The organism is Methylobacterium sp. 1A, from assembly GCF_058072805.1.
Genome location: NZ_JBYQVE010000003.1, coordinates 74,147 through 97,677 on the forward strand (window position 1 = coordinate 74,147; position 23,531 = coordinate 97,677).

Genomic DNA, 23,531 nt, shown 5'->3' on the forward strand with positions numbered 1-23,531 from the left:
TAATGCTCGACACCGACGATCTCCGCTTCTTCGTCGCGGTCGCCGCCAGCCCGTCCCTGGCCGCCGCGGCGCGCAGCCTGAACGTGTCGCCCCCCGCCGTGACGCAGCGGCTGCGCAGCCTGGAGAAGCGGCTGCGGGTCCATCTGGTGGACCGGTCCGGCCGCGGCCTCACGCTGACCGACGAGGGGGAGCTGCTGGCCGAGCGCGGTCGCGACCTCCTCGGCGCCTTCGACGATCTCGCCGACGCCCTGGCCGAGCGCGTCGGCGCGGTGACCGGACATCTGCGCGTCGTCGCCCCGCTCGGCTTCGGGCGCCGCTACGTGGCCCCCGTCGTGACGGCGTTCCGGCTCCGGCATCCGGGCGTGCGGATCGACCTGCTGCTCTCGGATCGCCTGGGCCGCATCCCGTCCGAGACCTGGGACCTCGCGATCCACGTCGGTGAGATCAGGGAGGCGACCCCGAGCCTGACCGTGCGCGCCCTCGCGCCGAACGACCGGATCCTCTGCGCGGCGCCCGCCTACCTGGCCCGGCATCCGGCCCCGCGCGTGCCGGTCGACCTGCGGGATCACACCTGCATCGCGCTGCGCGAGAACGACGAGGACGTGACGCTCTGGCGCTTCCGCGCGGCGGACGGCGCCGAGGTCCGCGTCAGGGTGGATGCGGGCTTGGTCAGCAACGACGGCGACGTGGTGCGGGGCTGGGCCCTCGCGGGCCTCGGCGTGATCGTGCGCTCGGAATGGGATGTCGCCGACGACCTGCGCGCGGGGCGGCTGGCGCGCCTGCTCGAAGGCTACGCTCTGCCGTCGGCGCCGGTCGTCGCCCTGCTCGGCTCGGAACGGCGGTCGCGCGCGGCCCGGACGGAGCGGTTCCTCGAGGCGCTCCGGCGCTCGTTCGATCCGCTCCCGTGGCGCCCGCCCGCGGGGCCGGGCGCGGCCGCCGGGGATGCGGGGCCTTGAGGCGCCCCGGCCGCGCGCCGTCCGGCCCCGAACGCTCCGCCCGACGGCGCCCGATCCCGCTCAGCTCCGGATCTCTATCGGCGTGCCGACCTCGACCCGCGCGTAGATCGCGCGGGCCTCGGCGTTGGTCACGCCCACGCAGCCATCCGTCCAGTCGATCAGACGATGCAGGCGACCGACCCAGGAGAACCCGTTCCTCAGACCGTGGATCATGATGTCTCTACCGGGTGGCACGCCGGCCGCGGACGCCGCGGCGCGGTCGGCGGCGTCCGGATAGGAGATCCGCAGCGCGAGGTGGGCGATGCTGTCCGGGTTCTTGCCCGCGATGCGGTAGCGACCCTCGGGTGTTCGGCCGTCGCCCTCCATCGCCTTCGGGCCGACCGGCGCGAAGCCCAGCGAGACGCGGTAGACCGCCAGGACGCGTCCGCCGCGCAGCAGCGTCAGGCGCCGTTGCGCCTTCTCCACGCGGACGAGATCCGCGCGCTCGGCCTGCGGCACCAGGCCGGGGGCCGCGGAGCCCGCGGGACCGTCGGCCGTCCCGAAGAGGAGGGCGAGCGGCGCGACGCAGAGGATCGGTCCGACGAGGTGGCGGCGTCTCATCGGCCGATCCTACGGGGCAGGCGTTTCACGGCCAAACGACCGGGCCCGGATCGCCGCCGGTCAGGGTCGATCCCGGAGTCAGGCGGCCCATCGCAGGGCGTCGCGGCCGGCGTGCTTCGCCTCGTACAGAGCGCTGTCGGCCCGCTGAGCCAGCGCTTCGTAGCCCTCGCCCACGCGCGCGACGGCCAAGCCCATGCTCAGGCTGACCGGCGCTTCGGTCCCGGCACCGGTCGAGAACGGCAAGGCGCGTGCGCTCGCGCGGATCCGCTCGCACACCGCCCTGGCGCGCTCGAGGTCGCTCTCGCGGAGAAGGATCACGAACTCGTCGCCGCCGAGGCGCGCGACCAGATCCCCCGGGCGGATCTGCGATGCGAGCAGCGATCCGAGAGTCTCGAGCGCGCGATCGCCCGCCGGATGCCCCCAGCGGTCGTTGATCTGCTTGAAGTGATCGATGTCGATCGCGATCAGGCTGACGGGCGGGAGTGCCCTGACGGGCAGGATGGTCTCGATCTGATGCTCGAAGCCCGCACGGTTGAGCAGTCCTGTCAGGGAATCGGTGAAGGCGCTCCTCGTCATCTCCCGATCGTGCGCGGCCAGCTCGGCCGTGAGCCGCGCCCGCGCGGAGACCTCCGCCGCGACGGGCAGGCAGGTCAGCAGGATGAAGGCCAGGAACACCTGGAACGCCTGCGCCTGCGTGACGGCGTCGGCCGCGATCAGGACCATCGGCCCGCGACCGTACATCGTTGCGACGCCTCCGATGACGGCCACGACCATCACGGCCGCGGTGACACCCAGGCGGCCCAGCCGGAAAGCGATCAGGATGAGGGGCGGGAAGATCAGGAACAGCAAGGGGCGGCTGGTGCAGAAGAAGGTCGCGTACGCGACCGAGCCTGCGAGGACGAGCAAGGCGGCCGCTTCGAGCCGGTCCCGCCAGCTCCGCTCCGCGAGCGCACGCGCGTAATCGCCTCGGAACAGCGAGAGCAGGAAGGGCGTGAAGACGATGAGTCCCAGGCCGTCGCTCGCGACCCAGGTGCCGAACGAGCGCAACAGGGGCTGGCCGAAGACGAGATGCGCCGTCAAGCCTCCCAGGACGCCGCTCGCGGCCGGTGCCAGCAATCCCGCGATCGCGAGGAACCGCAGGGCGGATCTCGTGGATTGCAGCAGGGCGTCCTGCTCGTAGGTCCTTCGCAGGAGACGGACGGCCAACATCACCTCGGCGAGGTTGGCGAGACTGTACAGGAAGGGGCCGAGCACAGTGCCCCGCGTCAGGACATTGGCCGCGATGTTCGCGGCCAATCCGGCGCTCAGCACCGTGCCCGATCGGACCCTGTCATGGGAGAGCAGCAGGGCGACCAGAATGGCATTGGCCGGCCATAGGGCAGCGATGTCGTGTCCGCTACTGGCCAGGCTCAGTGTCGAAGCTGCGGTGCAGAAATAGAGAAACGCTGTCGTCAACCATAGATAGAGTGCCGGCTTCTCGTCGCTCTCGTCGTCGGATCGCTCTCGGATCATGGTCTCGATAGACATGAAAATTTATAACGAACAGATAATATTGTGCAACTATTGGTATGCTACTCGTCTATAATACAACTGCTGGGGATGGAGACAGCAATCGTCATGATCGGCGATCGGCGCAGCGAGCATTGCGCCGACTCGCATGATCGGAGATCGGAGCCGTTACGGGGTGCCGCTGAGGCGTCCGTCGCGCGGTTGACCGCGCGTCCCCGCGGCGGACCCGGTCTCGCGCGGGAGCGGCGGGCGTGCCGCTTCACGCCTGCCGTCCGCGATCCCGCCGGACCGAGCCGGCGCCGTCGAGGCCGTGGAGGTCGAGGGTCAGGGCAGCCGCCGGGGCGTCGGCGGGCCTCTCGTCCGGAGAGGCCCGCCTCGCAAGCAAAGGTGGCTAAAAGGCCGGCATTAACCAAAGCTTAATTATCTGAGGAGGGCCGCTCCGGCTGCCTAGCTCCGCAACGCCGGCTGAGATACGGTTAAGGATCACTTAACGGATCCGAATACGATGGCGTCTATTACAGGTCTCGCCAAAGACTTGGTGCCATACCCTGGTCCTGTGCCGCTGCGACGGCGTCCGACGGCCGCGCGGCGGCCGAGCGAGAAGCGGATCGCGCCGACCGTCTCGTCTCCCGACCACGGCCTTTCCGAACTCGCTCAGATCGAAGTCAATCTCGAAACCGACACCAGCACCCTGTGGGCCTTCATGCGCCCGCAGGGCCGCCCGTGCCAGAATCCCGAGATGCTGGCCGACTTCAGCCGGCTGCAGGATGGCATCGAGCGCGGTTTCGGCAACGGCAGCCTCGACCTGAACTACTTTGTCTTCGGTTCACGATTTCCCGGCGTGTTCAGTCTCGGCGGTGATCTGAGCCTGTTCGCGAGCAAGATCCGCGCGGGCGACGAGGCCGCGCTGGTCGGTTACGGCAACGCGTGCGTCGATGTTCTTCATCGCAACATGAACGCGCTGAACCTGCCGATCATCACGATCGGCCTCGTTCAGGGCGACGCGCTGGGCGGGGGGTTCGAGGGCCTGCTCTCGTTCGACGTGATCATCGCCGAGAAGGGCACCAAGTTCGGCTTCCCGGAGATCCTCTTCGGGCTCTTCCCCGGTATGGGGGCCTACAGCTTCCTCGCCCGGCGTCTGGGGACCATCAGGGCTCAGGAGATGATCCTCGATGGGAGAACCTACACCGCGGAGGAGATGCACGAACTGGGAATCGTTCACGTCCTCGCCGAGCGGGGCCAGGGCGAGGCGGCCGTGCGCGCGTACATCGCCGGCAACCACCGGCGCCGCAACGGGCAGCAGGCGATCTATCGAGCCGCCCGGGAGGTCAACCGCATATCGTTGGAGGAACTGAGAAAGATCGTCTCGGTCTGGGCGGCCGCCGCGATGAATCTCACGGACAGGGATCTGAGCATCATGGAGCGGCTCGTCCTGGCGCAGGACAGGCTCAGGGGAAAAGCCCAGGCCGCTCAGGCCCGCACGGTGACCGCGCGGGGGCCGGCGGGGTCAACTCGCTAGCTTCGTCACGGGCTCCGCGGCCGCGAGCATGGCCCGGATCTGGGGTGCGGCGACCGGACGACTGAACACGTAGCCCTGGATCAGATCGCAGCCCTCGGCCCGGAGGATGGAGAGCTGCGTCTCCGTCTCGACGCCCTCGACGACGATGGCCATCCCGATGCTCCTTCCCATCCCGACGATCGCCCGGATGATCGCGGTCGACTCGGCCTTCCTGTCCAGGTCCCACACGAACGACCGGTCGATCTTCAGCTTGTCGAAGGCGAAGTTTCTCAGGGAGCTCAGGGACGAGTAACCGGTTCCGAAATCGTCGATCGACAGGCGGATCCCGAGCTGGCGGAGCGTGTGGATGGTCTCGACGATCTTGTGCGTCGCGCCCAGCGTCACGCTCTCCGTGATCTCGAGCTCCAGGCGATGCGCCGGGAGGCCGGAGCGGTTCAGCGCGCCGATGACGTGGAAGGCCAGCTGCGGATCACCGAACTGACGCGGCGACATGTTGACCGCGACGCTCACGGTCGACGGCCAGTTCCGGGCCTCGCGGCACGCTTCGTTCAGAACCCAGTCGCCCAGCTGGACGATGAGCCCCGTGTCCTCGGCCACCGGGATGAAGTCCGACGGCGGGATGTAGCCGGAGACGGGGTGCTGCCACCGAAGCAGGGCCTCGCAGCTCACGATCGCCCCGGTGCTCGCGTCGACGATCGGCTGATAGTGCAGCTCCAGTTCGCCGTTGGTCAGGGCGGCCCGGAGATCGGACTCGAGGGCGTGCCGCGCGCGCGTGGCCGCTTCCATCTCGTGCTGGAAGATCTTGAACCCGCTCCTGCCGGCCCCCTTGATGGCGTAGAGGGCGATATCGGCGCATTTCAGCAGCCTGTCCTCGTCGTTGGCATGGAATGGGGCGATCGCGATGCCGATCGAGGCGCCGACCGTGACGTGGGTGCCGTCGATATCGAAAGGTCGCTCCAGCTCGTGCAGGACGCGCTGCGCGAGATCCTCCGCGACGGCCGGCGACGTGACGGATTGCTGGACGATGACGAACTCGTCGCCGCCGAGGCGGGCGACCGATCCGGACAGCGCCCCGATCCCGCGCAGCCGGTCCGCCACCATCTGCAACAACCTGTCTCCGGCCGGATGCCCCAGCGTGTCGTTGATGACCTTGAAGTGGTCGAGATCGAGCAGATGGACCGCGAAATCGCCCTTGCTGCTGGCGCTGGCTTTCAGCGCCTGGGAGACCTTGGCCTTGAAGCTGCTGCGATTGAGCAGGCCCGTCAGATCGTCGTAACGCGCCATCTGCTGGATGCGGGCTTCGCTCCGACGCCGCTCGGTGATGTCCTCGAAGATGATCACGTAGCCCTTCTCGGCGGTCCGCCGCTGCATCAGGGAGACCACGCGATCGTCGGGGAGGATCAGGACCAGGTTTCCCGACCTCAACGCGTTCGACGCCGCCGAGAATGTCGAGAGCGTCGCGCCGCGCCCCGCGGTCCGCTCATCGATGATGGCGCGGCTCAATGCGTACAGCGATTTGGCCGTCGAATTGGTGTGGATGCGGTTCGAGGGAATGCCCGATATCGAGAGGAACTGGTCGTTCCAGACCTGGAGCCGGCCGCGCGCGTCGAACATGCACAGTCCGTGCGACATGTTGCGCAACGCGATGTCGAAGAGATTGGCCTGGGCCTGGAATTTCTCGGCGAGCGCCTCCTTCTCGCGCGTCGTCACCAGGGCCGACACGATGATCTCGCGCGTGCTGAGCGTGATGTCGATCATGCCGTAGGCGAACAGGAGCGAGAGGATGCCGAGCGAGGCCCGCTCGCCGTCGCCCGACACGAGCAGGCCCGCGGACAGCGGCATCGCCGACAGGAGCACCTGCGCGATGGCCAGCAGGGGGCGGCCCGCATTGCGGCCCGAGATGCCCGCGGCGTAACCGATCGTGAACGTGGGGGTGATGACCTGGAGCGCGAGGTTGGACGACCGCGTCGTGATGAGGAACGACAGGATGCCGAGCGACGCGGCGTAGGCGAACGCGCCGAGGGAGAAGTAGGTCTCCCAGAGCTCGTAACGATCGTGCTTCTGCGGCCCCTTCGTCAGGTAGATCCGAGCGAGCACGATGCGGGTGAGGCCGATCAGGCCGACCGCGAACGCGGTCACCGTGATCGCGCGATCGTCGGACCAGAACGCCGCGGCCGTGGCGACGATCGTCCCGGACGCGGCGCCGACCGCGAGCGACGCGAAGGGCTGATACAGCCCGTCGACGAGCGAGCGCTTCACGCCGCGCGCGAGGAGGGCATCTTCAGCGAGTGCGGCCCGCAGCTTGGAATACAGTCCCAACGCGGCGTCTCGCTACTTCGCTCTCGTCGAGGGGGTCATCATTGTAGCAGTTCAATCCCAGGTTATATCCGCATATTAGCGGCTTCGAATTTCAGAAATATTGAAAACCGTGGTTAACGGCGCGCGCGGGGCAAAACTCTGCTTCGAATATTTGTCTCCTGTGCGCAAATATTCGGTGATCTCCGTCGTTCACGAGGCCGAATATCGGTGCCGCGCCGGGCAGTCCGGCGCAGGTATGGACGGGACGGGCGCGGAGGGTTCACTCAAATCCCGTCGGGCGTTGCGCCGCGGACACCCCATATCCGGAGCTGTCGTCTTGCTCGACCGCGTTCGGCGCGAAGACGTCTGCCTGTTCGTCAGACGTCGCGGCGATCGCGCGATCCTGCCCCGGCGGCATCGTGGCACCGCCGATCCCGTTGCGCGCTCGACGTCCGCATCGGTGCCCGGATGACGTCGTCTCGTCGGGGACTTTCACGCTCCCGGGCGGGCGACATCGCTGTCCGCCGTGCGCGACCGCCACCGTTGCGTGTGAGCCGCTTCCCCGGTGCGATCGCGCTCGCGGAGCCCGGGCCACCCGCGCGTGGACGCCGGCGGGTGCGGCGCGCCGCCGGCGACCGGCTCAGCCGAACCCGAGGCCGCGGATGAGCAGGACGGCGATGGCCAGCAGCACGCCGAGCGAGGCGGTGACCGCCATCGTGACCCGGCCGCCGACCTGGGCCAGCACGCGCACGTCCACCCCAAGGCCGAGCGCGGCCATCGACACGATGGTGAGGAAGCCGGCGAGGCGGGAGATCGGCGCGACCCAGGCGTCCGGGATCAGCCCGAGCGAGCGCAGGCTCGCCAGGGCCAGGAAGCCGAGGATGAACCACGGGACCAGCTTGAAGAAGCCGGGCCGGCGCCGGGCGCTCCCGGGGGCGCTTCCCCCAGCAGGCTTGGCGCTCGCGCCCGCCGCCGGCAGGCGCGGGGCGAGGAGCGAGAGGGCCAGCACCACCGGCCCGAGCATCAGCACCCGGACCAGCTTGACCAGCGTGCCCACTTGCGTGGCCAGCGGGCCCACCGGGACGGTCGCGGCCAGCACCTGCGGCACCGCGTAGACGGTCAGGCCCGCCAGCACGCCGTACTGGTGCTCGCTGAAGCCGACGAGCGGCACGAACAGCGGCAGGCCCAGCACCATCAGCACGCCCAGCACCGCCGTGAAGGCGATGGCCGCCGCCACGTCCCGGCTGTCCGCCCCGATCACCGGCGCCACCGCGGCGATCGCCGAGTTGCCGCAGATGGCGTTGCCGCAGGCGATCAGCAGCGCCATGCGCACCGGCAGGCCCAGGGCGCGGCAGAGGGCGCAGCTCGCCAGGATGGTCAGCGCCACCGCCCCGACGATGCCGGCCAGCAGCGCCGGGCCCGAGGCGACGATCGCCCCGAGGCTGACCGCGGCGCCGAGCAGCGTGACGGCCACTTCCAGCACCTGCTTGGCCGAGAAGGCGATCCCGGCCTTGAAGCGCGCGCCCGGCACCCAGGCGGTCCGCACGGCCGTCCCCAGCAGGATGGCCAGCACCAGGGCCTCGACGTAGGGATGGCCGGTCAGGTGCTCCTCGCCGGCCTGCAGAGCCTGCGCCACCGCGGTGATGCCCAGGCACAGGAGCAGGCCCGGGAGCAGGGTGCCGGCCGCCCCGGCCCAGGCGGAGGCCCCCCGCGACCCGGTCGGCGCGGCCCCGGACCGGTCCGGCACGGCGGTTCTGAGGGTCATCGCGCGACCTCCTGCCCGGTCTCGGCGCTCAGTAGGCCGCGCCGAGATAGCCGGCGATGGCCCGGGCCTGGTCCTCCGTGATCGGTGCCCGGTAGACCTTGATCATCTTGGCGACCTCGGCGTCCCAGAACGCCTGCCCCTTCCGGGGCGGCTGCATGGCGACGTAGTCGGCCGAGTGGCAGGTCAGGCAGTTCTCCTGCGCGGCCTGGAAGCCGGCCGCGTGCGCGGCATCCGGGGCCGGCCGGAACTGCGCCGTCGGCTCCGGCAGCGCGTAGGTCTCGGGCGCGGCCAGCGCGGGTGTCGCGGCCAGCGCGGCGGCGATCGCGACGACCGACGCGCGGAGCGGGCGGGTGCTGAACATGCCGATCCTCCCTCTAGGCCGCGCGCACGCGGGTCGTCTCGACGACGTTGCGCATGTAGCCGGCGGGGTTCCAGCGCGGCTCCATCGGCTGGGTCGCGCCGTCGTTGCCCGTGGCCCGCACGCGCAGGGCGTGGGCGCCCGGCGCGAGATCGACCTCCGCGGTCCAGGTGCGGAAGGCGTAGGGGCCGAGATCCTGGCCAAGCCGGGCCGCGCTCCAGGTCCGGCCGTCGTCGGCCGAGACCGCGACGTCCCGGATGCCCGAGCCGCCGTCGAACGCGATGCCCCGCAGGGCGACCGGACCCGCCTTCACCGGCGCGCCGTCGGTCAGGTTCGTCAGGAAGGAGCGGACGTTGAGGCGGCCGATCGGGACGGTCCTGTCCGGCGCCTTGCCGGGCTCGGTGCAGGCGCAGGCATTGTCGGGGATGCGGTAGGCCGTCTTCATCCAGAAGCCCTCGAAGGGGTGATCGAGGACGGCGATGCTGTCGAGGTGCTTGACCCAGTAGGTGCCGTAGTAGCCCGGCACCACGAGGCGGAGCGGGAAGCCGTTGAGCCAGGGCAGGTCCTGCCGGTTCATGCCCCAGGCGAGCAGCACCGCGCCGTCCCGGGCGTGGTCGAGGGTCAGCGCCTTGGCGAAGTCCGGCGTCTCGGGCAGGACCGGCCCGTCGAGGCCGTTGAAGGCGACCTGCACGGCGCCGGCCTTCACGCCGGCCCGGTCGAGCACCGTCTTGAGCGGCACGCCGGTCCAGCGGGCGCAGCCCATGGCGCCGTTGGCGAGCTGGCCGCCGGCGATGCGCGGCTCGAAGAAGCCGCGGGAATTGCCCGAGCACTGGTTGACCGCGACGATCTCGGTCTGGGGCATCGCCTTGAGGTCGGCGAGCGACAGGGAAAGCGGGCGCTCGACCTGCCCGGTCACGGCGACGCGGAAGGCCTGCGGGTCGATCTCGGTCGGGATGTCGGCGAGGTGGTAGCGGACGAAGAACGCGTCGTTCGGCGTGATCGCGCCCCCGTCGAAGACCGCGAACGGCGTCTCCAGCTGCGGCGGGCGCGCGGTCATCTGCAGGAGCGGCCGCTTGCCCGGATAGGCCACGAGCGGCCGCTCGCCGTTGCCGAAGGGCAGCGTCCCCCCGTCGGCCGCCCGTGCGCGCGGCACGCCCCCGAGCGCGGCGAGGGCGCCGAGGGCGCTCAGCCGCATGAAGTCCCGTCTTCCGCGATCGGTCATCGCGCGCTCCCCGTTCAGGCTGTGGCAGCGGAGGTCCGGTTCGGCGCGCCTCGCCTTCGACTGCGAGGCGGCGCGTCGGGGGATCCCGGTCAGCGAAGGACCGAGAGGTAGTGGATGTCCTGCGTCAGGCAGGTCGAGAGGCGCCACTCGACCGGCCGCTCCTCGAGGTCGATGGCGACGCGGTCGATCTCGAGGGCGGGGGTTCCGGCGGGCACCTGGAGCAGCTCGGCCTCGCGGGGCCCGATCGCCACGGCCTTCAGGCGCTCGTTGGCGGTGGCGATCGTGATGCCGTAGCGGGTGGCGTAGAGGCTGTAGAGGGTGTTCGGCAGCTCGATCTGGGCGATGCCCGGGAACAGGCCGGCGGGCACGCTGATCGTCTCGACCACGCACAGCTTGGCGTCGACGGCGCGCACGCGCTCGATCCGGACCACGCGGGCGGACCGCACGAGGTCGAGCCGCCCGCGCTCGTCGGCGCTGGCGGCCGCCTCCGCGATCCCCGTGACCCGGCTCGTGGGCATGCCGGTGCCGTCGCCGTCCGGCCGCAGCTTCAGGAAGCGGAAGACGCTCTGCTTGTCGTCGTGGTCGGCCACGAACGTCCCGCGGCCCTGGCGGCGCACCAGCAGGCTGTCGGCGGTGAGCGCGTCGAGCGCCTTGCGCACCGTCCCCTGGCTGACGCCCAGCTCGGCGGCGAGCTGCCCCTCGCTCGGAAGGATCTGGCCGGGCTGCCAGACCGCGTCGGCCAGGCGCTTCAGCAGCGTGTCGTAGACCTGCCGGTAGAGCGGGCGGAAGCCGACCGCGCCGGCGCGTCCCGAGTCTGCGCGTCCCGAACCTGCCTGCCCTTCGCCTGACCGTTCCATCGCGTGACGACGCAGAGCCCCATCCGTGGGTAGAGCGTCGAAGGTTGTGTCCAGCACCTCTCCCTCCTCTGGCTTACGTGGCTCTGCCGACGGGAGCAATCACGGGTTCTCCCTTCGCACAGGCGTTACGCCTCACAGCGCCCGGATCTCGGCCACGAGGGCTTCGGCCACGTCGAGCCCCCCCTCGGCGGCCCGGCGGCGGAGCCCGAGCCGGCGGCTGCCCGGGAGCCGGGCGCCGTCCTGCGCCTCGATCGCGCCGGCCAGCGCCGCGAAGCGCTCCGGCGCGTCCGGGCTGAGCGCCGAAGCGTCGAGGGCGAGGATCAGCTGGCCGGTCCCCGGCGGGTCGCCCGCGGCGTCGAGGAACGAGGAGGCTTCGCCGGCGAAGCGCGCGCCGACGAGGCCGGCGGCGAGCAGCTCGACCATCAGGGCGAGCGCCGTCCCCTTGGCGTCGCCCAGCGGCACCATGGTGCCGTCGAGGGCGGCCGTGGCGTCGGTCGTCGGTCGTCCCTCCGCGTCGAGGGCCCAGCCCTCGGGGATCGGCTCGCCGCGCTTGGCCGCCCCGACGATGTTGGCGCGGGCCACCTTCGACAGGGCGAGGTCGACGACGATCGGCGCGCGGCCCGGCAGCGGGCAGGCGAAGGCCAGCGGGTTGGTGCCGAACACCGCCTGCCGCCCGCCCCAGGGGGCCATCGCGGCGGGCGTGTTGGCGAAGAGCAGGGCGACGCAGCCCTGCTCGGCCAGGGCCTCCACCGGGCGTCCGGCCGCGCCGCAATGGTGCGAGCGGCGGATGCCGGCCGCCGCCACGCCCTGCTGGCGCGCGACGCCCGGCAGCGCCTCCAGGGCGAGGTCGATCGCCGGGTAGGCGAAGCCGTGGGCGGCGTCGATCGCGAGCAGGCCCGGCCGCGGGCGCGACGCAAGCGGGACCGCGTCGCCCGCGACCTTCCCGGCCCGGACCTGCGCGGCGTAGGGCGCGACCCGCGACAGGCCGTGGCCCTTGAGCCCGTCCGCCTCGGCGCCGACCAGGGCGCGGGCGACGCTCCGGGCCGCGGCCTCGGCCGTGCCGCAGCGGACGAGGGCGTCGGCGGCGAGGGCCTCGGCCTCCGACAGGGTCAGGTTCGGCATCGGCTCAGCGCTCCGTGAGGTGGCGGCGGACGGCCGCGGCCGTGACGGCGGAGACGCGCACGTTCGATTCCTGCGTCACCCCGGCGATGTGCGGCGTGAGGATCAGGTTCGGCACGTCGGCGAAGACGGTGCCCGCCGCCGCGTCGAGGGGTTCGCGGTCGAACACGTCCAGCGCCGCGCCGCCGAGATGGCCGGAGCGCAGGGCTTGCGCCACGGCGGCCTCGTCCACCACCCCGCCGCGGGCCGCGTTTATCAGGATCGCGCCCGCAGGCATCCGGGCCAGCGCCGCCGCGTCGATCAACCCGCGGGTCTGATCGGTGAGCGGCACGTGCAGCGAGAGCACGTCGCTCTGCGCGATCAGCGCGTCGAGCGCCTGGCTCTGCACGGGGCCGGTGGCCGGGTTCCAGGCCGGGTCTCCCGCGGCCACGAAGGGGTCGTGGGCGGCGATCGCCATGCCGAGGGCCGCCGCCCTCCGGGCAGTCTCGCGGGCGATCGACCCGAAGCCGACGAGGCCGAGGCGCTTGCCGGCGATCTCGCGGCCCATCAGGGCGTTGCGCGGCCACGTCCCGGCCGCCACGCGGGCCGTGGACCCGTAGGCGCCGCGCAGGAGCAGCAGCGCGGTGGCGACCACGTACTCGGCGACCGCGCCGTCGTTGGCGCCGGTGGCCGGGTAGACCGCGATGCCGCGCGCCCGGCAGGCCGGGACGTCGATGTTGTCGAGGCCGACGCCGAGGCGTCCGACGACCTTGAGGTCGCGGGCGGCGTCGAGCAGGGGGCCGCGGACCTGGGTCCGGTTGCGCACGATCAGGGCGTCGGCTTGGGCCACGGCGGCGGCGAGGTCCCCGGGCCGGTCGACGAGACCCGGATCGTACACCACGTCGAGGCCGGCGAGCTCGGCCGCGATCGCGGCCTCGTCCATGAACTCGCTGATGATGACCTTGGGCATGGAGGATCCTTCTCAGGTCGCCGGCACGGCAGCGGGGAGGGGGCGGCGCAAGGCCGCCGCCGGCTCGCGGGCGGGGATCGCGTCCGCCGCCTCGTCCTCGTCGTCGAGGAGGTCGAGGTTCGGGGTGATGCGGCCGTCGAGCACCGCCCGGGCGTGGGCGAGGTCGATCTTGCCCTCCCAGCGGGCGATCACGAGGGTCGCCACCATGTTGCCGACCGCGTTGGTCACGCAGCGCAGCTCGTTCAGGATGCGGTCCACCCCGATGATCAGGGCGATGCCCGCCACCGGCAGGAGCTGCGAGGCCTGGAGCGTCGCGGCGAGCACGAACAGGATGGCGCCGGCCACGCCCGCCACGCCCTTCGAGGTCACCAGCGCGATGGCGAGGATGCCGAGCTCCTGCTCCCAGGTCAGCGGCACGTTGAGGGCCTGGGCGATGAAGCCGATCGCCATGGTCAGGTAGATGCACGAGCCGTCCATGTTGAAGGACAGGCCGGCGGGCATCACGAGTCCGGTGACGCTCTTGTCGACCCCGAGGCCGTTGAGCTTGGCCATGATCCGCGGCAGCACCGATTCCGAGCTCGTGGTGCCGAGCAGGATGAACAGCTCCTCGCGGCTGTAGCGGAACAGCTTCCACAGGCTCAGGCCGACGTAGAAGCGCATCACGCCGCCGAGGAAGACCGCGATGAACACGATGAAGGTCAGGTAGAGGGAGACGATCAGCATCCCGTACTGGGCGAGGATGCCGAGCCCGAACTTGCCGATGGTGAAGGCCATCGCCCCGAAGGCGCCGATCGGCGCGAAGTGCATGATCAGGCCGACGACCTTCATCAGCACGTCGCCGAAGGCGTGGACCACCTTGAGCGGGAACTCGCCGCGCCGGCCGAGCATCGCCAGACCCATGCCGACCAGCACCGAGAAGAACATCACCTGGATCAGGTCGCCCTTTGCGAAGGCGTCGACCGCGCTGTGCGGGATGATGTTGGCGACGATCTCCATCGGCGACTGCGCGTGGGCCTTGCCGGCGATGCCGGCCACGAGCTTGGCGTCGAGGCTGTCGACCGTGGCGTTCACGCCGTCGCCCGGTCGCAGCAGGTTGACGAACAGGAGGCCCGCGGCGAGCGCCACGGTCGTGGCGACCTCGAAGTACAGGATGGTCTTCAGGCCCATCCGGCCGACGCTCTTCATGTCGCCGACATGCGCGATGCCGACCACGACCGTGCAGAAGATGACGGGGGCGACGATCATCTTGATCAGGTTGATGAACATGTCGCCGAGGATCTTGCAGCCCACGGCGAAATCGGGGGCCACCACCCCGACCGCGATGCCCAGCGCGATGCCGAGCAGGACCTGGCCGTAGATCGACCGAAGCAGCCTCATGCGTTCCTCCAGAATGACGGGACGGAGGCCGCCGCGGTTTCCCCCGCGGTCGCGCGCTCCGGCGTGGTCCTGACCCCGTGGCGTCGGGGCCGCGCCCGCGGACCGGATCGCGGTCCGCGGGCGCGGGACTTGTGCGTCAGGCGCTGCGGTAGAGCTTCGTCATCACGAATTCCCGGTGGCCGAGGGACTCGGCCGCCGTGAGCCGGCCGTTGGCGGTGCGCACCACCATGTCGATGAGCGCGTCGCCGGCCTGCGGGATCGTCATCTCACGGGTGAGCACACCCGAGACGTCGACGTCGATATGCTCGCCCATGGTCCGCACGGTCCGGGGATTGCCGGTGATCTTGATCACCGGGACGATCGGGTTGCCGATGACGTTGCCCTGGCCGGTCGGGAAGGTGTGCACCACGTAGCCGGCCGCCGCCATCAGGGTGACGCACTCGGCCGCCGCCGAGGACGTGTCCATGAAGTACAGGCCGGGCCCCTTGGCGGGCGCCTCCGCGGGCTGCAGCGCGTCGATGAACCGGCATTCGTGGCCGATCTTCTCGAGGTTGCCGAGCGCCTTCTCCTCGATCGTGGTGAGGCCGCCCGCGATGTTGCCCTTGGTCGGCTGCGAGTCCGAGAGATCGTCGGTCTTGTGGGCCTCGATCACGTCGTCCTGGTAGGCCTTCCACATCGTGTACCACTTGTCGGAGACTTCCGGGCTGATCGCCCGCTCGCGACAGAGGTGCTCCGCGCCGGTGATCTCCGAGGTCTCGCCGAACACCCCGTAGATCCCGTGCGGGATCAGCTTGTCGTACATGTTGCCGACGGTGGGGCAGGAGGCGAGGCCGGTGGTGGTGTCGGACTCGCCGCACTTGGTCGAGACCCAGAGGTCGGCGATCGGGCATTCCTCGCGCTGGAGCTCGGTGGCCCACTGCACGAAGCGCTTGGCCTGGTAGCTCGCCTTGGCGACGATCGCGATGTCGCCGTGGCCCTCGATGCCGAAGCCGACGACCGGCTTGCCGGTCTTGGCGATGCCCTCGACCACGCGGTTGGTCCACTGGTCCTCGATGCCGATCACCACGACGGCGGCGACGTTCGGGTTCGAGCCGATGCCGATCAGGGTGCGGAAGTGGAGGTCCAGATCCTCGCCGAACTGGAGCCGGCCGTAGGCGTGGGGCAGCGCCATCGTGCCCTTCACGTTGTTGGCGACCGCCTCGCAGGCGGCGTTGGACAGGTCGTCCAGCGGCAGGAGCACGACGTGGTTGCGCACGCCGACCCGGCCGTTCTCCCGGCGCCAGCCCATGAAGGTGGCGGAGGTGTAGTTCTCCGAGGCGCGCTTGGTCGCGAGCGCCTTGGTGGCGAACTGATCGGGCGCACCGCCCACGAAGGGGGTGGCGATCTCGTGTTCGAGCTGAGCGGCTTCCTTGAACATCGTCACCTCACCAGCGCTTCGTCTTGACGTTATGGACGTGGACGTGCTCGCCCTTAGCGACGTCCTTGATGACCTTGCCGATGTCCTGGCCGTACTTGATCGCCGTGTCGCCGGCCTTCAGGTCGGTGAGCGCGACCTTGTGGCCGATCGGGATGTCGTGGCGGACATGGACCTCGAAGGTGCTGTCGTTCTCGGTGACCACCCCGAAGGCGTCGGTGCTCGCGCTCAGGCCCTCGATCACCGCGACGGCGACGTTGTCCTGGGGGGAATGGGCGAGAAGATGCGGCTTGCGGCGCCCTTCGCGATGCCCTTCGCCGGACGCGGCGTGGCTGCTCATGCGGTCCTCCTGATCTGCGTCGTCGGCTTCTCGGCGGCGACTGGTCTTATATAAGACCAATGAGATGTCCGGCGTCAACGGGTGATCGAGGGGTGCGGGTGATTTCACTGGTTCGGGGACGGCACCGAGCGCCCCCATCCTCCTCTGTGACGGTGGGAGGTCGCAGGCCGGATCCGGATGGGTAGCCCTGTCGCGCCGCAGAGGCATGCGTCTTGCCCCATGGGGCAAGTCTTATATAAGATACATGGAAAGAGAGCCCGCCCCGGCGGGACGCGGGCCGGGAGGACGAGAATGGCGGGTGTGCGCGCGGATGGCATCGGCCGGGCCGGGCGCCCCCGGTGAACGAGACGCTCCTCCTCGTCCTCTGCGTCGGCTGCGCCGGCGTGATCTCGGGCCTGACGGGCTTCGCCTTCGCGCTGATCGCCTCCGGCACGCTGCTGTCGATCCGCACGCCCGTGGAGGCGACCGCCCTGGTGCTCGTCTGCAGCATCCTCTCGCAGGTGATCTCGATCCTGCGCCTGCGGACCTGGCCGCCGCGGGGCACCGCCTTCGCGATGATCCTGCCGGGCCTCGTCGGCGCGCCGATCGGCATCCACCTGCTGCACGATCTCGATCCGCGCTTCATCAAGGTCGCGATCGGCGCCTTCCTGGTCCTCTACAGCGGCGGCGTCGCCCTGCTGCGCGCCGATTACCGGGTCGGCTTCGGCAATCGCTGGAGCGACGGCGCGATCGGCTTCCTCGGCGGCGTGCTGGGCGGCATCGCGGGCCTGTCCGGAGCCCTGCCGACGGCCTGGAGCCTCGTGCGCGGCTGGGATCCGCGCACCCAGCGGGCGGTCTACCAGTCCTTCACCCTGGTGATGCAGGTCTGGGCCCTGACGATCCTCCTCTATCTCGATCCGCTGCCGCCCGAGCTCCTCGGCGACCTCGCCCTGGCGCTGCCGGTGGTGCTGGTGAGCGTGCTCGCCGGGCTCTCGCTGTTCGCCCGGATCGACCAGCGCCGCTTCCGCACGCTCGTCCTCGCGCTGCTCGCCGCGATCGGCCTGACCACGACGGCCCTGGCGCTGCCCGGCCTGCTGCAGAACTGAGCGCGGCCGGTGGGGCGTCAGCTGCCCGCCTTGTCGTGGACGCCCGCGAAGAACAGGTCCTTCCAGCTCTCCGGCCGGCGACGGATCGTGCCGGTGCGGGCCATGAAGTCGGCGACCTTTCCGACCGCCCGGGGCGTCGCCGTGAAGGAGACCTGCGGGTCCTTCAGGATCTCGGTGATCAGCCCGACATCGCTCCCGTTGCGGGCGAGCCGCACGTAGGCGCGCGCCGCCTCCGACGGATCGGCCGTGATCGCGGCGAGCGCGTCGTCCAGGGCGGCGTTGAAAGCCGCGACGACACGGGGATTGGCGCCCGCGAAGGCCGAGGACGCCCAGACGACGTTGAAGGTCGAGGGTTCGCCCAGCACGTCGAAGCTGTTCAGCACCGTGCGGATGCCGGGCCGGCGCAGCTCCAGCTCCTGGATCGGCGCGGCGGTGAAATGGGCCGTCACCTCGCTGCCCCCGAGGAGCGCCGCCATGCCGTCGGGATGGGAGAGGGTGACGGTGAGCCGGTCGAGGTCGTTGCGGCGGCCTGCGCCGAGCTCCTTCTCGGCGGCCATCTGCAGGAACATCGCCTGGACCGAGACCTTCACGGCGGGGAGCGCGATCTTGTCCCGGTCGGTGAAGTCGGCGAGCCGGTGCACCTTCGGATTGCTGGTGTTCATCAGGAGCGGCATGCTGTTCATCGCCGCCACGCCCTTCACCGCCATGGCGGTGCCCTCGGTCTTCGACCAGAGCAGCACGAGGGGCGGCACGCCGCCGGCCGCGAACTGGATCGTCCCGGAGAGCAGGGCGTCGTTCATCGCCGCCCCGCCCGCGAGGGTGAGGTAGCGCGCCTGGAGCCCCGCCACGCCGCGGGCGGCCGCGGCCTTCTGGAGCAGGCCCTGCTCCTCCATCAGCATCAGCGGCAGGTGGCCGAGGCTCGGCTGGCGGGCGATCGCCACCGCGCCGACCTCGTCGGCCCGCCCCGGGACGGGACTCGCCAGGAACGCCGCTGCCCCGGCCAGAACGTCGCGTCTGCGCATGATTCCCCTCCTTGAGCCCAAGGTCCACGACCGTCGCGCCGGCGCACGTGGCGGGCGCGACCTGCCCCCTCTCCCGAGCGGGAGAGGGTTGGGGTGAGGGATGAGAAGGTTCAGGATTAAGCCCGCCCTCGAACCGCCTACGCGGTGCGCCTCGTCCGGATAGGTCTCATCCCTCACCCTGTCCCTCTCCCGCCCGGGAGAGGGGACCCGCGCCTCATTCGGCAAGACGGCGTCGCCGTCATGTATCGTGCTCGCCCCCTCAGCCGGGGCGGCGGATCACCGGCGCCGCCACGCTCGCGATCATCACGTTGATGCAGGCCGGCAGGCCGCTGGCCTGGGCCGCCTCCAGCGCCGCCGGAAGTTCGGCCGCCTCGGTCACCAGCGCCCCGAAGCCGCCGAGGGCCTGGACGACCGTGTCGTAGCGGGTCGGGAGCAGGTCGCAGTGGCGCGTCCGCTCGGGGCCGTAGCTGCGCAGCTGGATCTGGTGCTCGGCGTTCCAGCGCGCGTCGTTGCCGACGACCGCGATGAACGGGATCCGATAGCGCACGGCGGTGTCGAACTCGGCCATGTGGAAGCCGAAGGTGCCGTCGCCCAGCACCGCGACCACCGGGGCGCCGGGCCGCTCCAGCGCGGCGGCGATCGCGAAGGGGATCGACGCGCCGATCGTGCCCGAGACGCCGTTGATCAGCCGGCGCCCGCCGCGGACCAGGGCCTGCGGCCATTGCCCGATCTCGCCGCCGTCGCAGATCAGCGTGCCGTCGGGGTGGCGTTCCAGGAAGGCGTCGACCGCCCGGCACAGCTCCACCGGGTGCAGGCGCTGACCCGTCCCGTGGAAATCCGCCCAGGCCGGCGGCCGGTAGGCGAGGGCGGCCCGCGCCTCCCGGTGCCAGGCGTCCCGGCGGGGGAGGGCGGTGGCGCGGGCGGTCAGCGCCGCCAGCACCGGCCGCGGATCGGCGAGGCCCGAGACGGCGAGGCGGTCGGCCGGCGCGCGGGCCAACAGCGCCGGATCGGGATCGACGACGGCGAAGCGGCAGTCGGGCGCGAGGGCGGGCGCCGCGCCGAAGCGCAGGGTGAAGTCGAGCGGCTTGCCGAGGAGCACGACGAGGTCGGTCCGCGCCAGGACCTCGGCGAAGGCGCCGAGCGCCGGATCGTTGATCCCGCGCGGGCTCTCCATGCCGACGACCGGCAGGCCGAGAGTTTCTTCCAGCGTTGCCATGGCAGCCCGGCCGGAGGCGTCGCACAGCGCCGGGCCGCAGGCGATCAGCGGCCGTTCCGCCCCCGCGAGGGCGGCGAGGAGGTCGGCCACGAGATCCGGCGCCGGCTCGGCGACCCGGATGGCGGCCGCGGCCCGGTCCGGGATCCGCACCGAGGCGGCGGGGACGGCCGTGTCCAGCAGGTCGACCGGCAGGCTGAGATGGACCGGGCCGGGCCGCCCCTCCCGGGCGATCCGGAAGGCCCGGGCGAGGTCCGGCCCGAGGGAAGCGACCGACCCGGCGGTCCAGGCGGCCTTGGTCATCGGCCGCGCGATGTCGGCCTGAGCCAGTTCCTGGAAGGCGCCGCGCCCGAGCTCCGACAGGCCCGCATGGCCGGAGAGCAGCAGGACCGGCGACTCGGCCGCGAGCGCCGTGGTGAGCGCCGCCGCGCCGTTGGTGTGGCCCTGCCCACCGGTCACCAGGGCGACGCCGACCTCGCCGGTCAGCCGGCCCCAGGCGTCGGCCATGTGGACGCAGGCCGCCTCCTGGCGGGTGTGGACGAGGCTGATCCCGGTCTCCAGCAGGGCGTCGAAGACCGGCATGATGTGGTTGCCCGACAGGGTGAAGATCCGGGTGACGCCGAGCGCCTCCAGGGTCCGGGCCACGATGTCGGCGCCGCGCAGGGTCTGCATGGACGGGCTCTCCTCAGGCGGCGGCGTCGAGGAGCGAGCCGCCGGGCCGCACATGCGTGAAGTGCACCGGCTCCATCGCGAGGTCGAGCGCCCCGCCGCGCTGGCGGACCACGGTGAAGTGCGAGGTCGCGAGGTCCGAGGCCTCCGGGAAATCCTCGCGGAAATGGGCGCCGCGGCTGTCGGTGCGGGCGAGCGCCGCCCGGGCGACCGCCTGGGAGACCAGCACGAGGTTCTCAAGGTTCAGCCGGTCCATCCAGGTGAGCGCGTAGCGGCGGTCGCCGTCCGGCGCGCCGGCCCGGGCGACCGCGTCGGAGAGCCCGTCGAGGGTGGCGAGCGCCCGGGTCAGCCCGGCCGCGTCCCGCAGGATGCCGACATCGGCCCACATCGTCTCGTAGAGCGCCTCGCGGATCTCCGGCAGCGACTCCGCCGGCCGGCCGAGCGGGCCGTAGGCGCGGGCGAGGCCCGCCTCGATGGCGGCGGGATCCGGCTCGGCGAGGCGGCCCTCGCGCGTCACGGCCCGCGCCATGGACTGGCCGGCCAGCCCCCCGAACACCGTGGAGTTCGCGACGCCGTTGCCGCCCAGACGGTTCGCCCCGTGGACGCCGCCGGTATCCTCGCCGGCAGCGTAAAGGCGCGGCAGCGCGGTGGTGCAGTCGACCGCGAACTGGAGGCCGCCCATCATGTAGTGGGCGGTGGGGATGACCTCGACGAGCCCGCCCGCGAGGTCGAAGCCGCAATCGGCGCAGCGCTCGACCATGCCCTTGAACCGGCGGCGCACGTCCTCGGGGCCGAGGTGGCTCATCTGGATGTGGACGCCCCCGCTCGGCGTGGCGAAGCCGTCGCGCAGCCGCCGCATGATCGAGCGGCTGACCACGTCCCGGGTCGCGCGCTCGGCCCGCGGGTCGTAGGCCTCCATGAAGCGCTGGCCGGTGGAATCGAGGAGCCAGCCGCCGGCCCCGCGCAGGCCCTCCTCCAGCACCGTCCCGGTCATGCGGGTGCCGGCGCCGGCGAGCAGCCCGGTCGGGTGGAACTGCACCATCTCCATGTCGCGCAGCGGCAGCCCGGCGCGCAGAGCCATGGCGAGCCCGTCGCAGGACTTGTCCCCGGACGGCGTGTGGTACTTGTACATGGTCGGCCCGCCGCCGGTGGCGAGCAGCACGGCCTTGGCCCGCACCAGCTTCGGCTCGCCGGTGCGCATGTCGAGCATCAGCACGCCGGCCAGCCCCGATCCGTCCCGGGCCGGGATCAGCTCCAGGGCGCGGTGGTCCTCCAGGCGGCGCACGTCCCGGCGCCAGACCTGCTCGGACAGGCGGTTGATGATCTCGATCCCGGTGAGGTCGCCCTTGTGCACCGTCCGGTCGAAGGTCTGGCCCGCGAAGGCCTTCTGGTGGACGCTGCCGTCCGGGTTGCGGTCGAAGAAGCAGCCGAGCTCGGTCTCCAGCTCGCGGATCCGCACCTGCGCCTCGGTGACGAGCGTCCAGGCCAGTGCCTGATCGTTCAGCCACTTGCCACCCTCGATCGTGTCCATGAAGTGCCGCTCGACCGAGTCGCCCGGCGCCAGCGCCACGTTGTAGCCGCCCTGGACCATGCGGGTGCAGCCGCATTTCCCCAGCAGACCCTTCACCGCGACGGTGACGTCGAGGTCCGGTGCGACCTTCTTGGCGTGGAGCGCGGCGAACAGCCCGGCCCCGCCGGAGCCGAGGATCAGGATGTCGGTCTCGACCTGTTCGGGGCTCATCGGGCGTCCTCGAGGGAGGCGATGACGGCGTCGCGCCGGGCGGCCACGTCGCGCTGCACGTCGGCGAAGAGCGAGCCGCCGTGCGAATCCATGCCGACCAGCAGCGGCCCGAAATCGCGGATCGCGAATTGCCACAGGCTCTCGGGATGGAGATCGTCGAGGTCGACGTCCACGATGGTCTCGATCCAGGTGGTCTCCAGCGCCGCCGCGCCGCCGACGATCGCCAGGTAGGCGCCGCCGCGCCGCGCGAAGGCGTCGAGGGTCGCCGGCCCCATGCCGCCCTTGCCGACGATGAGGCGCACGCCCTCGCGCTCCATCAGCGCGTCGGTGAAGCGCTCCATGCGCATCGACGTGGTGGTACCGATGCAGAACGGCGCGAAGCCGACCGGCGCCTCGTTGGAGACCGGGACGCGGTGGACGTTCGGCGCGGTGTGGATCACCGCGTGGCCGTCGAGGTCGAGCCGGGTGCGGCGGTCCCGGTCGAACATGTGGATCAGGGTCGCGTCGCGGATGCCGAACAGCCAGCGCCGCAGGGTGACGGTGTCGCCGATCCGGAGCGCCCGGATCTCGGCCTCAGTGGCCGGCATGTCGAGGACGTGGTGGGCCACGGTCTGCTCCTCAATCGAACGCGATGCCGCCGGGCGTGAGCGTCGCGCGGGCGCGGCGGGCCGAGTGGCACTGGATGTTCACGGCGACCGGGTTCTGGGTGATGTGGGTCGCGGCGAGTTCGACATGGACGGCGAAGCTCGTGGACCGGCCCCCGAGCCCCTGCGGGCCGATGCCGAGTTCGTTCACGGCCCGCGACAGCTCGGCCTCGATCCGGGCGCCTTCGGGATCGGAGCAGACCGAGCGCAGCGGCCGGGTCGCCGCCACCTTGGCGAGGTGCATGCACAGGTCGGAGGTGCCCCCGAGCCCGACGCCCACGATGGTCGGCGGGCAGACCCGGCCGCCGAGCTCGATCACCCGGTCGATGACGAAGCGCTTGGCCGCGCCGATCCCGTCCGAGGGCAGCAGCATCTGCAGGAACGAGCCGTTCTCGGAGCCCGAGCCCTTCGGGATCATCTCCACCGCCACGGTCTCGGGCCGGTCGTCGAAGTCGACGTGGATGATCGGCACGCGGATGCCGCAGGAGGTCTGCGCGTTCGTGCGGGTGATCGGGTGGACCACCGAGGAGCGCAGGGAGAAGTCCTTGGTCGCCCGCTCGCAGCCGCGCCGGATCGCGGCCTTGAGTGCAGCGCCGTCGAACCGCACGTCGGCGCCGATCACGACGTTGTAGATCGGGATGCCGGTATCCTGGCAGAGGATATTCTTCGTGCGCTCCGCGACCGCGACGTTCTCCACCATCGTGTCGAGGATGGCTCGGCCGGTGGCGCTGGTCTCGGCCCGCTGCAGGTCTGCGAAGCCCGCCTTGATGTCGGGCGGCAGGATCTTCAGGGCGCGGACGTAGAGGTCGCGGCAGACCTCCTCGAATTCGCGGATGTCGAGGTCCATGGCGGGTCTCCGCTGGTGACGGTCGGG

20 protein-coding genes are annotated in these 23,531 nt (G+C 71.3%); 3 read left to right on the forward strand and 17 right to left on the reverse strand.

Translation table 11 applies throughout. The features are described 5' to 3' along the window. Window positions 1-2 precede the first annotated feature (2 nt). Entirely contained in the window at window positions 3-956 is a 954-nt protein-coding gene (locus ACX9MN_RS31885; protein WP_489726404.1) for a LysR family transcriptional regulator, read from the forward strand. 60 nt (window positions 957-1,016) lie between these two features. On the opposite strand, the gene ACX9MN_RS31890 is transcribed toward ACX9MN_RS31885, so the two are convergent. Together ACX9MN_RS31890 and ACX9MN_RS31895 are read right to left on the reverse strand one after the other, a co-directional pair. Next, entirely contained in the window at window positions 1,017-1,556 is a 540-nt protein-coding gene (locus tag ACX9MN_RS31890; RefSeq protein WP_489726405.1) for a L,D-transpeptidase family protein, read from the reverse strand. Window positions 1,557-1,634: 78 nt separating this feature from the next. Continuing rightward, window positions 1,635-3,083 (reverse strand): GGDEF domain-containing protein, encoded by a 1,449-nt coding sequence (locus ACX9MN_RS31895; RefSeq protein WP_081636520.1) that lies wholly within the window; start codon window positions 3,081-3,083, stop codon window positions 1,635-1,637. Between the two features lie 487 nt (window positions 3,084-3,570). Between ACX9MN_RS31895 and ACX9MN_RS31900 the strand changes: the two genes are divergently transcribed. Then, window positions 3,571-4,584 (forward strand): crotonase/enoyl-CoA hydratase family protein, encoded by a 1,014-nt coding sequence (locus ACX9MN_RS31900; RefSeq protein ID WP_489726406.1) that lies wholly within the window; start codon window positions 3,571-3,573, stop codon window positions 4,582-4,584. Here the strand turns inward: ACX9MN_RS31900 and ACX9MN_RS31905 are convergent. The 10 genes from ACX9MN_RS31905 to ACX9MN_RS31950 all read right to left on the reverse strand — a co-directional run bounded on the left by ACX9MN_RS31905 (window position 4,573) and on the right by ACX9MN_RS31950 (window position 16,283). Further along, window positions 4,573-6,903: a putative bifunctional diguanylate cyclase/phosphodiesterase gene (locus ACX9MN_RS31905; protein WP_091978490.1), complete on the reverse strand. Its 2,331-nt coding sequence runs from the start codon at window positions 6,901-6,903 to the stop codon at window positions 4,573-4,575. The two genes, ACX9MN_RS31900 and ACX9MN_RS31905, sit on opposite strands and share 12 nt — an antisense overlap. Before the next feature lie 619 nt (window positions 6,904-7,522). Then, window positions 7,523-8,647 (reverse strand): YeiH family protein, encoded by a 1,125-nt coding sequence (locus tag ACX9MN_RS31910; RefSeq protein WP_489726407.1) that lies wholly within the window; start codon window positions 8,645-8,647, stop codon window positions 7,523-7,525. Window positions 8,648-8,675: 28 nt separating this feature from the next. Further along, on the reverse strand, window positions 8,676-9,008 hold the full coding sequence (gene sorB / locus ACX9MN_RS31915; protein WP_091928611.1) for a SorB family sulfite dehydrogenase c-type cytochrome subunit: 333 nt from the start codon (window positions 9,006-9,008) through the stop codon (window positions 8,676-8,678). Window positions 9,009-9,021: 13 nt separating this feature from the next. Continuing rightward, the gene (gene sorA, locus ACX9MN_RS31920) at window positions 9,022-10,227 is read right to left on the reverse strand and encodes a SorA family sulfite dehydrogenase catalytic subunit (RefSeq protein WP_489726408.1); all 1,206 of its coding nucleotides are present in this window, start codon (window positions 10,225-10,227) and stop codon (window positions 9,022-9,024) included. An 89-nt stretch (window positions 10,228-10,316) separates the two neighbouring features. After that, window positions 10,317-11,141 carry a GntR family transcriptional regulator gene (locus ACX9MN_RS31925; RefSeq protein ID WP_489726409.1) on the reverse strand — a complete coding sequence of 275 codons (825 nt, stop codon included), beginning with the start codon at window positions 11,139-11,141 and terminating at the stop codon, window positions 10,317-10,319. Between the two features lie 75 nt (window positions 11,142-11,216). Then, window positions 11,217-12,206 carry an Ldh family oxidoreductase gene (locus ACX9MN_RS31930; RefSeq protein ID WP_489726410.1) on the reverse strand — a complete coding sequence of 330 codons (990 nt, stop codon included), beginning with the start codon at window positions 12,204-12,206 and terminating at the stop codon, window positions 11,217-11,219. A gap of 4 nt (window positions 12,207-12,210) precedes the next feature. Beyond that, complete coding sequence (locus tag ACX9MN_RS31935) at window positions 12,211-13,152, reverse strand: NAD(P)-dependent oxidoreductase (RefSeq protein WP_489726411.1); 942 nt, start codon at window positions 13,150-13,152, stop codon at window positions 12,211-12,213. A gap of 12 nt (window positions 13,153-13,164) precedes the next feature. Beyond that, window positions 13,165-14,529 carry a cation:dicarboxylate symporter family transporter gene (locus ACX9MN_RS31940; RefSeq protein ID WP_331289321.1) on the reverse strand — a complete coding sequence of 455 codons (1,365 nt, stop codon included), beginning with the start codon at window positions 14,527-14,529 and terminating at the stop codon, window positions 13,165-13,167. 136 nt (window positions 14,530-14,665) lie between these two features. After that, window positions 14,666-15,946, reverse strand: coding sequence for a UxaA family hydrolase (locus tag ACX9MN_RS31945; RefSeq protein ID WP_489726412.1), 1,281 nt, complete (start codon window positions 15,944-15,946; stop codon window positions 14,666-14,668). 7 nt (window positions 15,947-15,953) lie between these two features. Beyond that, entirely contained in the window at window positions 15,954-16,283 is a 330-nt protein-coding gene (locus ACX9MN_RS31950; protein WP_447683116.1) for a UxaA family hydrolase, read from the reverse strand. 338 nt (window positions 16,284-16,621) lie between these two features. On the opposite strand from ACX9MN_RS31950, the gene ACX9MN_RS31955 reads away from it, so the two are divergent. Beyond that, a complete protein-coding gene (locus ACX9MN_RS31955; protein ID WP_489726413.1) occupies window positions 16,622-17,368 on the forward strand; it encodes a sulfite exporter TauE/SafE family protein in 747 nt (248 codons plus the stop codon). A gap of 17 nt (window positions 17,369-17,385) precedes the next feature. Here the strand turns inward: ACX9MN_RS31955 and ACX9MN_RS31960 are convergent, their stop codons facing one another. From ACX9MN_RS31960 to ACX9MN_RS31980, 5 genes are all read right to left on the reverse strand, one after another. Then, on the reverse strand, window positions 17,386-18,390 hold the full coding sequence (locus ACX9MN_RS31960; protein ID WP_103985144.1) for an ABC transporter substrate-binding protein: 1,005 nt from the start codon (window positions 18,388-18,390) through the stop codon (window positions 17,386-17,388). A gap of 259 nt (window positions 18,391-18,649) precedes the next feature. Next, complete coding sequence (locus ACX9MN_RS31965; protein WP_489726414.1) at window positions 18,650-20,275, reverse strand: thiamine pyrophosphate-binding protein; 1,626 nt, start codon at window positions 20,273-20,275, stop codon at window positions 18,650-18,652. A 13-nt stretch (window positions 20,276-20,288) separates the two neighbouring features. Further along, window positions 20,289-22,013 (reverse strand): L-aspartate oxidase, encoded by a 1,725-nt coding sequence (locus ACX9MN_RS31970; RefSeq protein WP_489726415.1) that lies wholly within the window; start codon window positions 22,011-22,013, stop codon window positions 20,289-20,291. Further along, window positions 22,010-22,621 carry a fumarate hydratase C-terminal domain-containing protein gene (locus ACX9MN_RS31975; RefSeq protein ID WP_056530583.1) on the reverse strand — a complete coding sequence of 204 codons (612 nt, stop codon included), beginning with the start codon at window positions 22,619-22,621 and terminating at the stop codon, window positions 22,010-22,012. The genes ACX9MN_RS31970 and ACX9MN_RS31975 overlap by 4 nt, the downstream gene beginning before the upstream one ends. Window positions 22,622-22,631: 10 nt before the next feature. Further along, window positions 22,632-23,504 carry a fumarate hydratase gene (locus tag ACX9MN_RS31980; protein WP_489726416.1) on the reverse strand — a complete coding sequence of 291 codons (873 nt, stop codon included), beginning with the start codon at window positions 23,502-23,504 and terminating at the stop codon, window positions 22,632-22,634. Window positions 23,505-23,531: the final 27 nt, after the last annotated feature.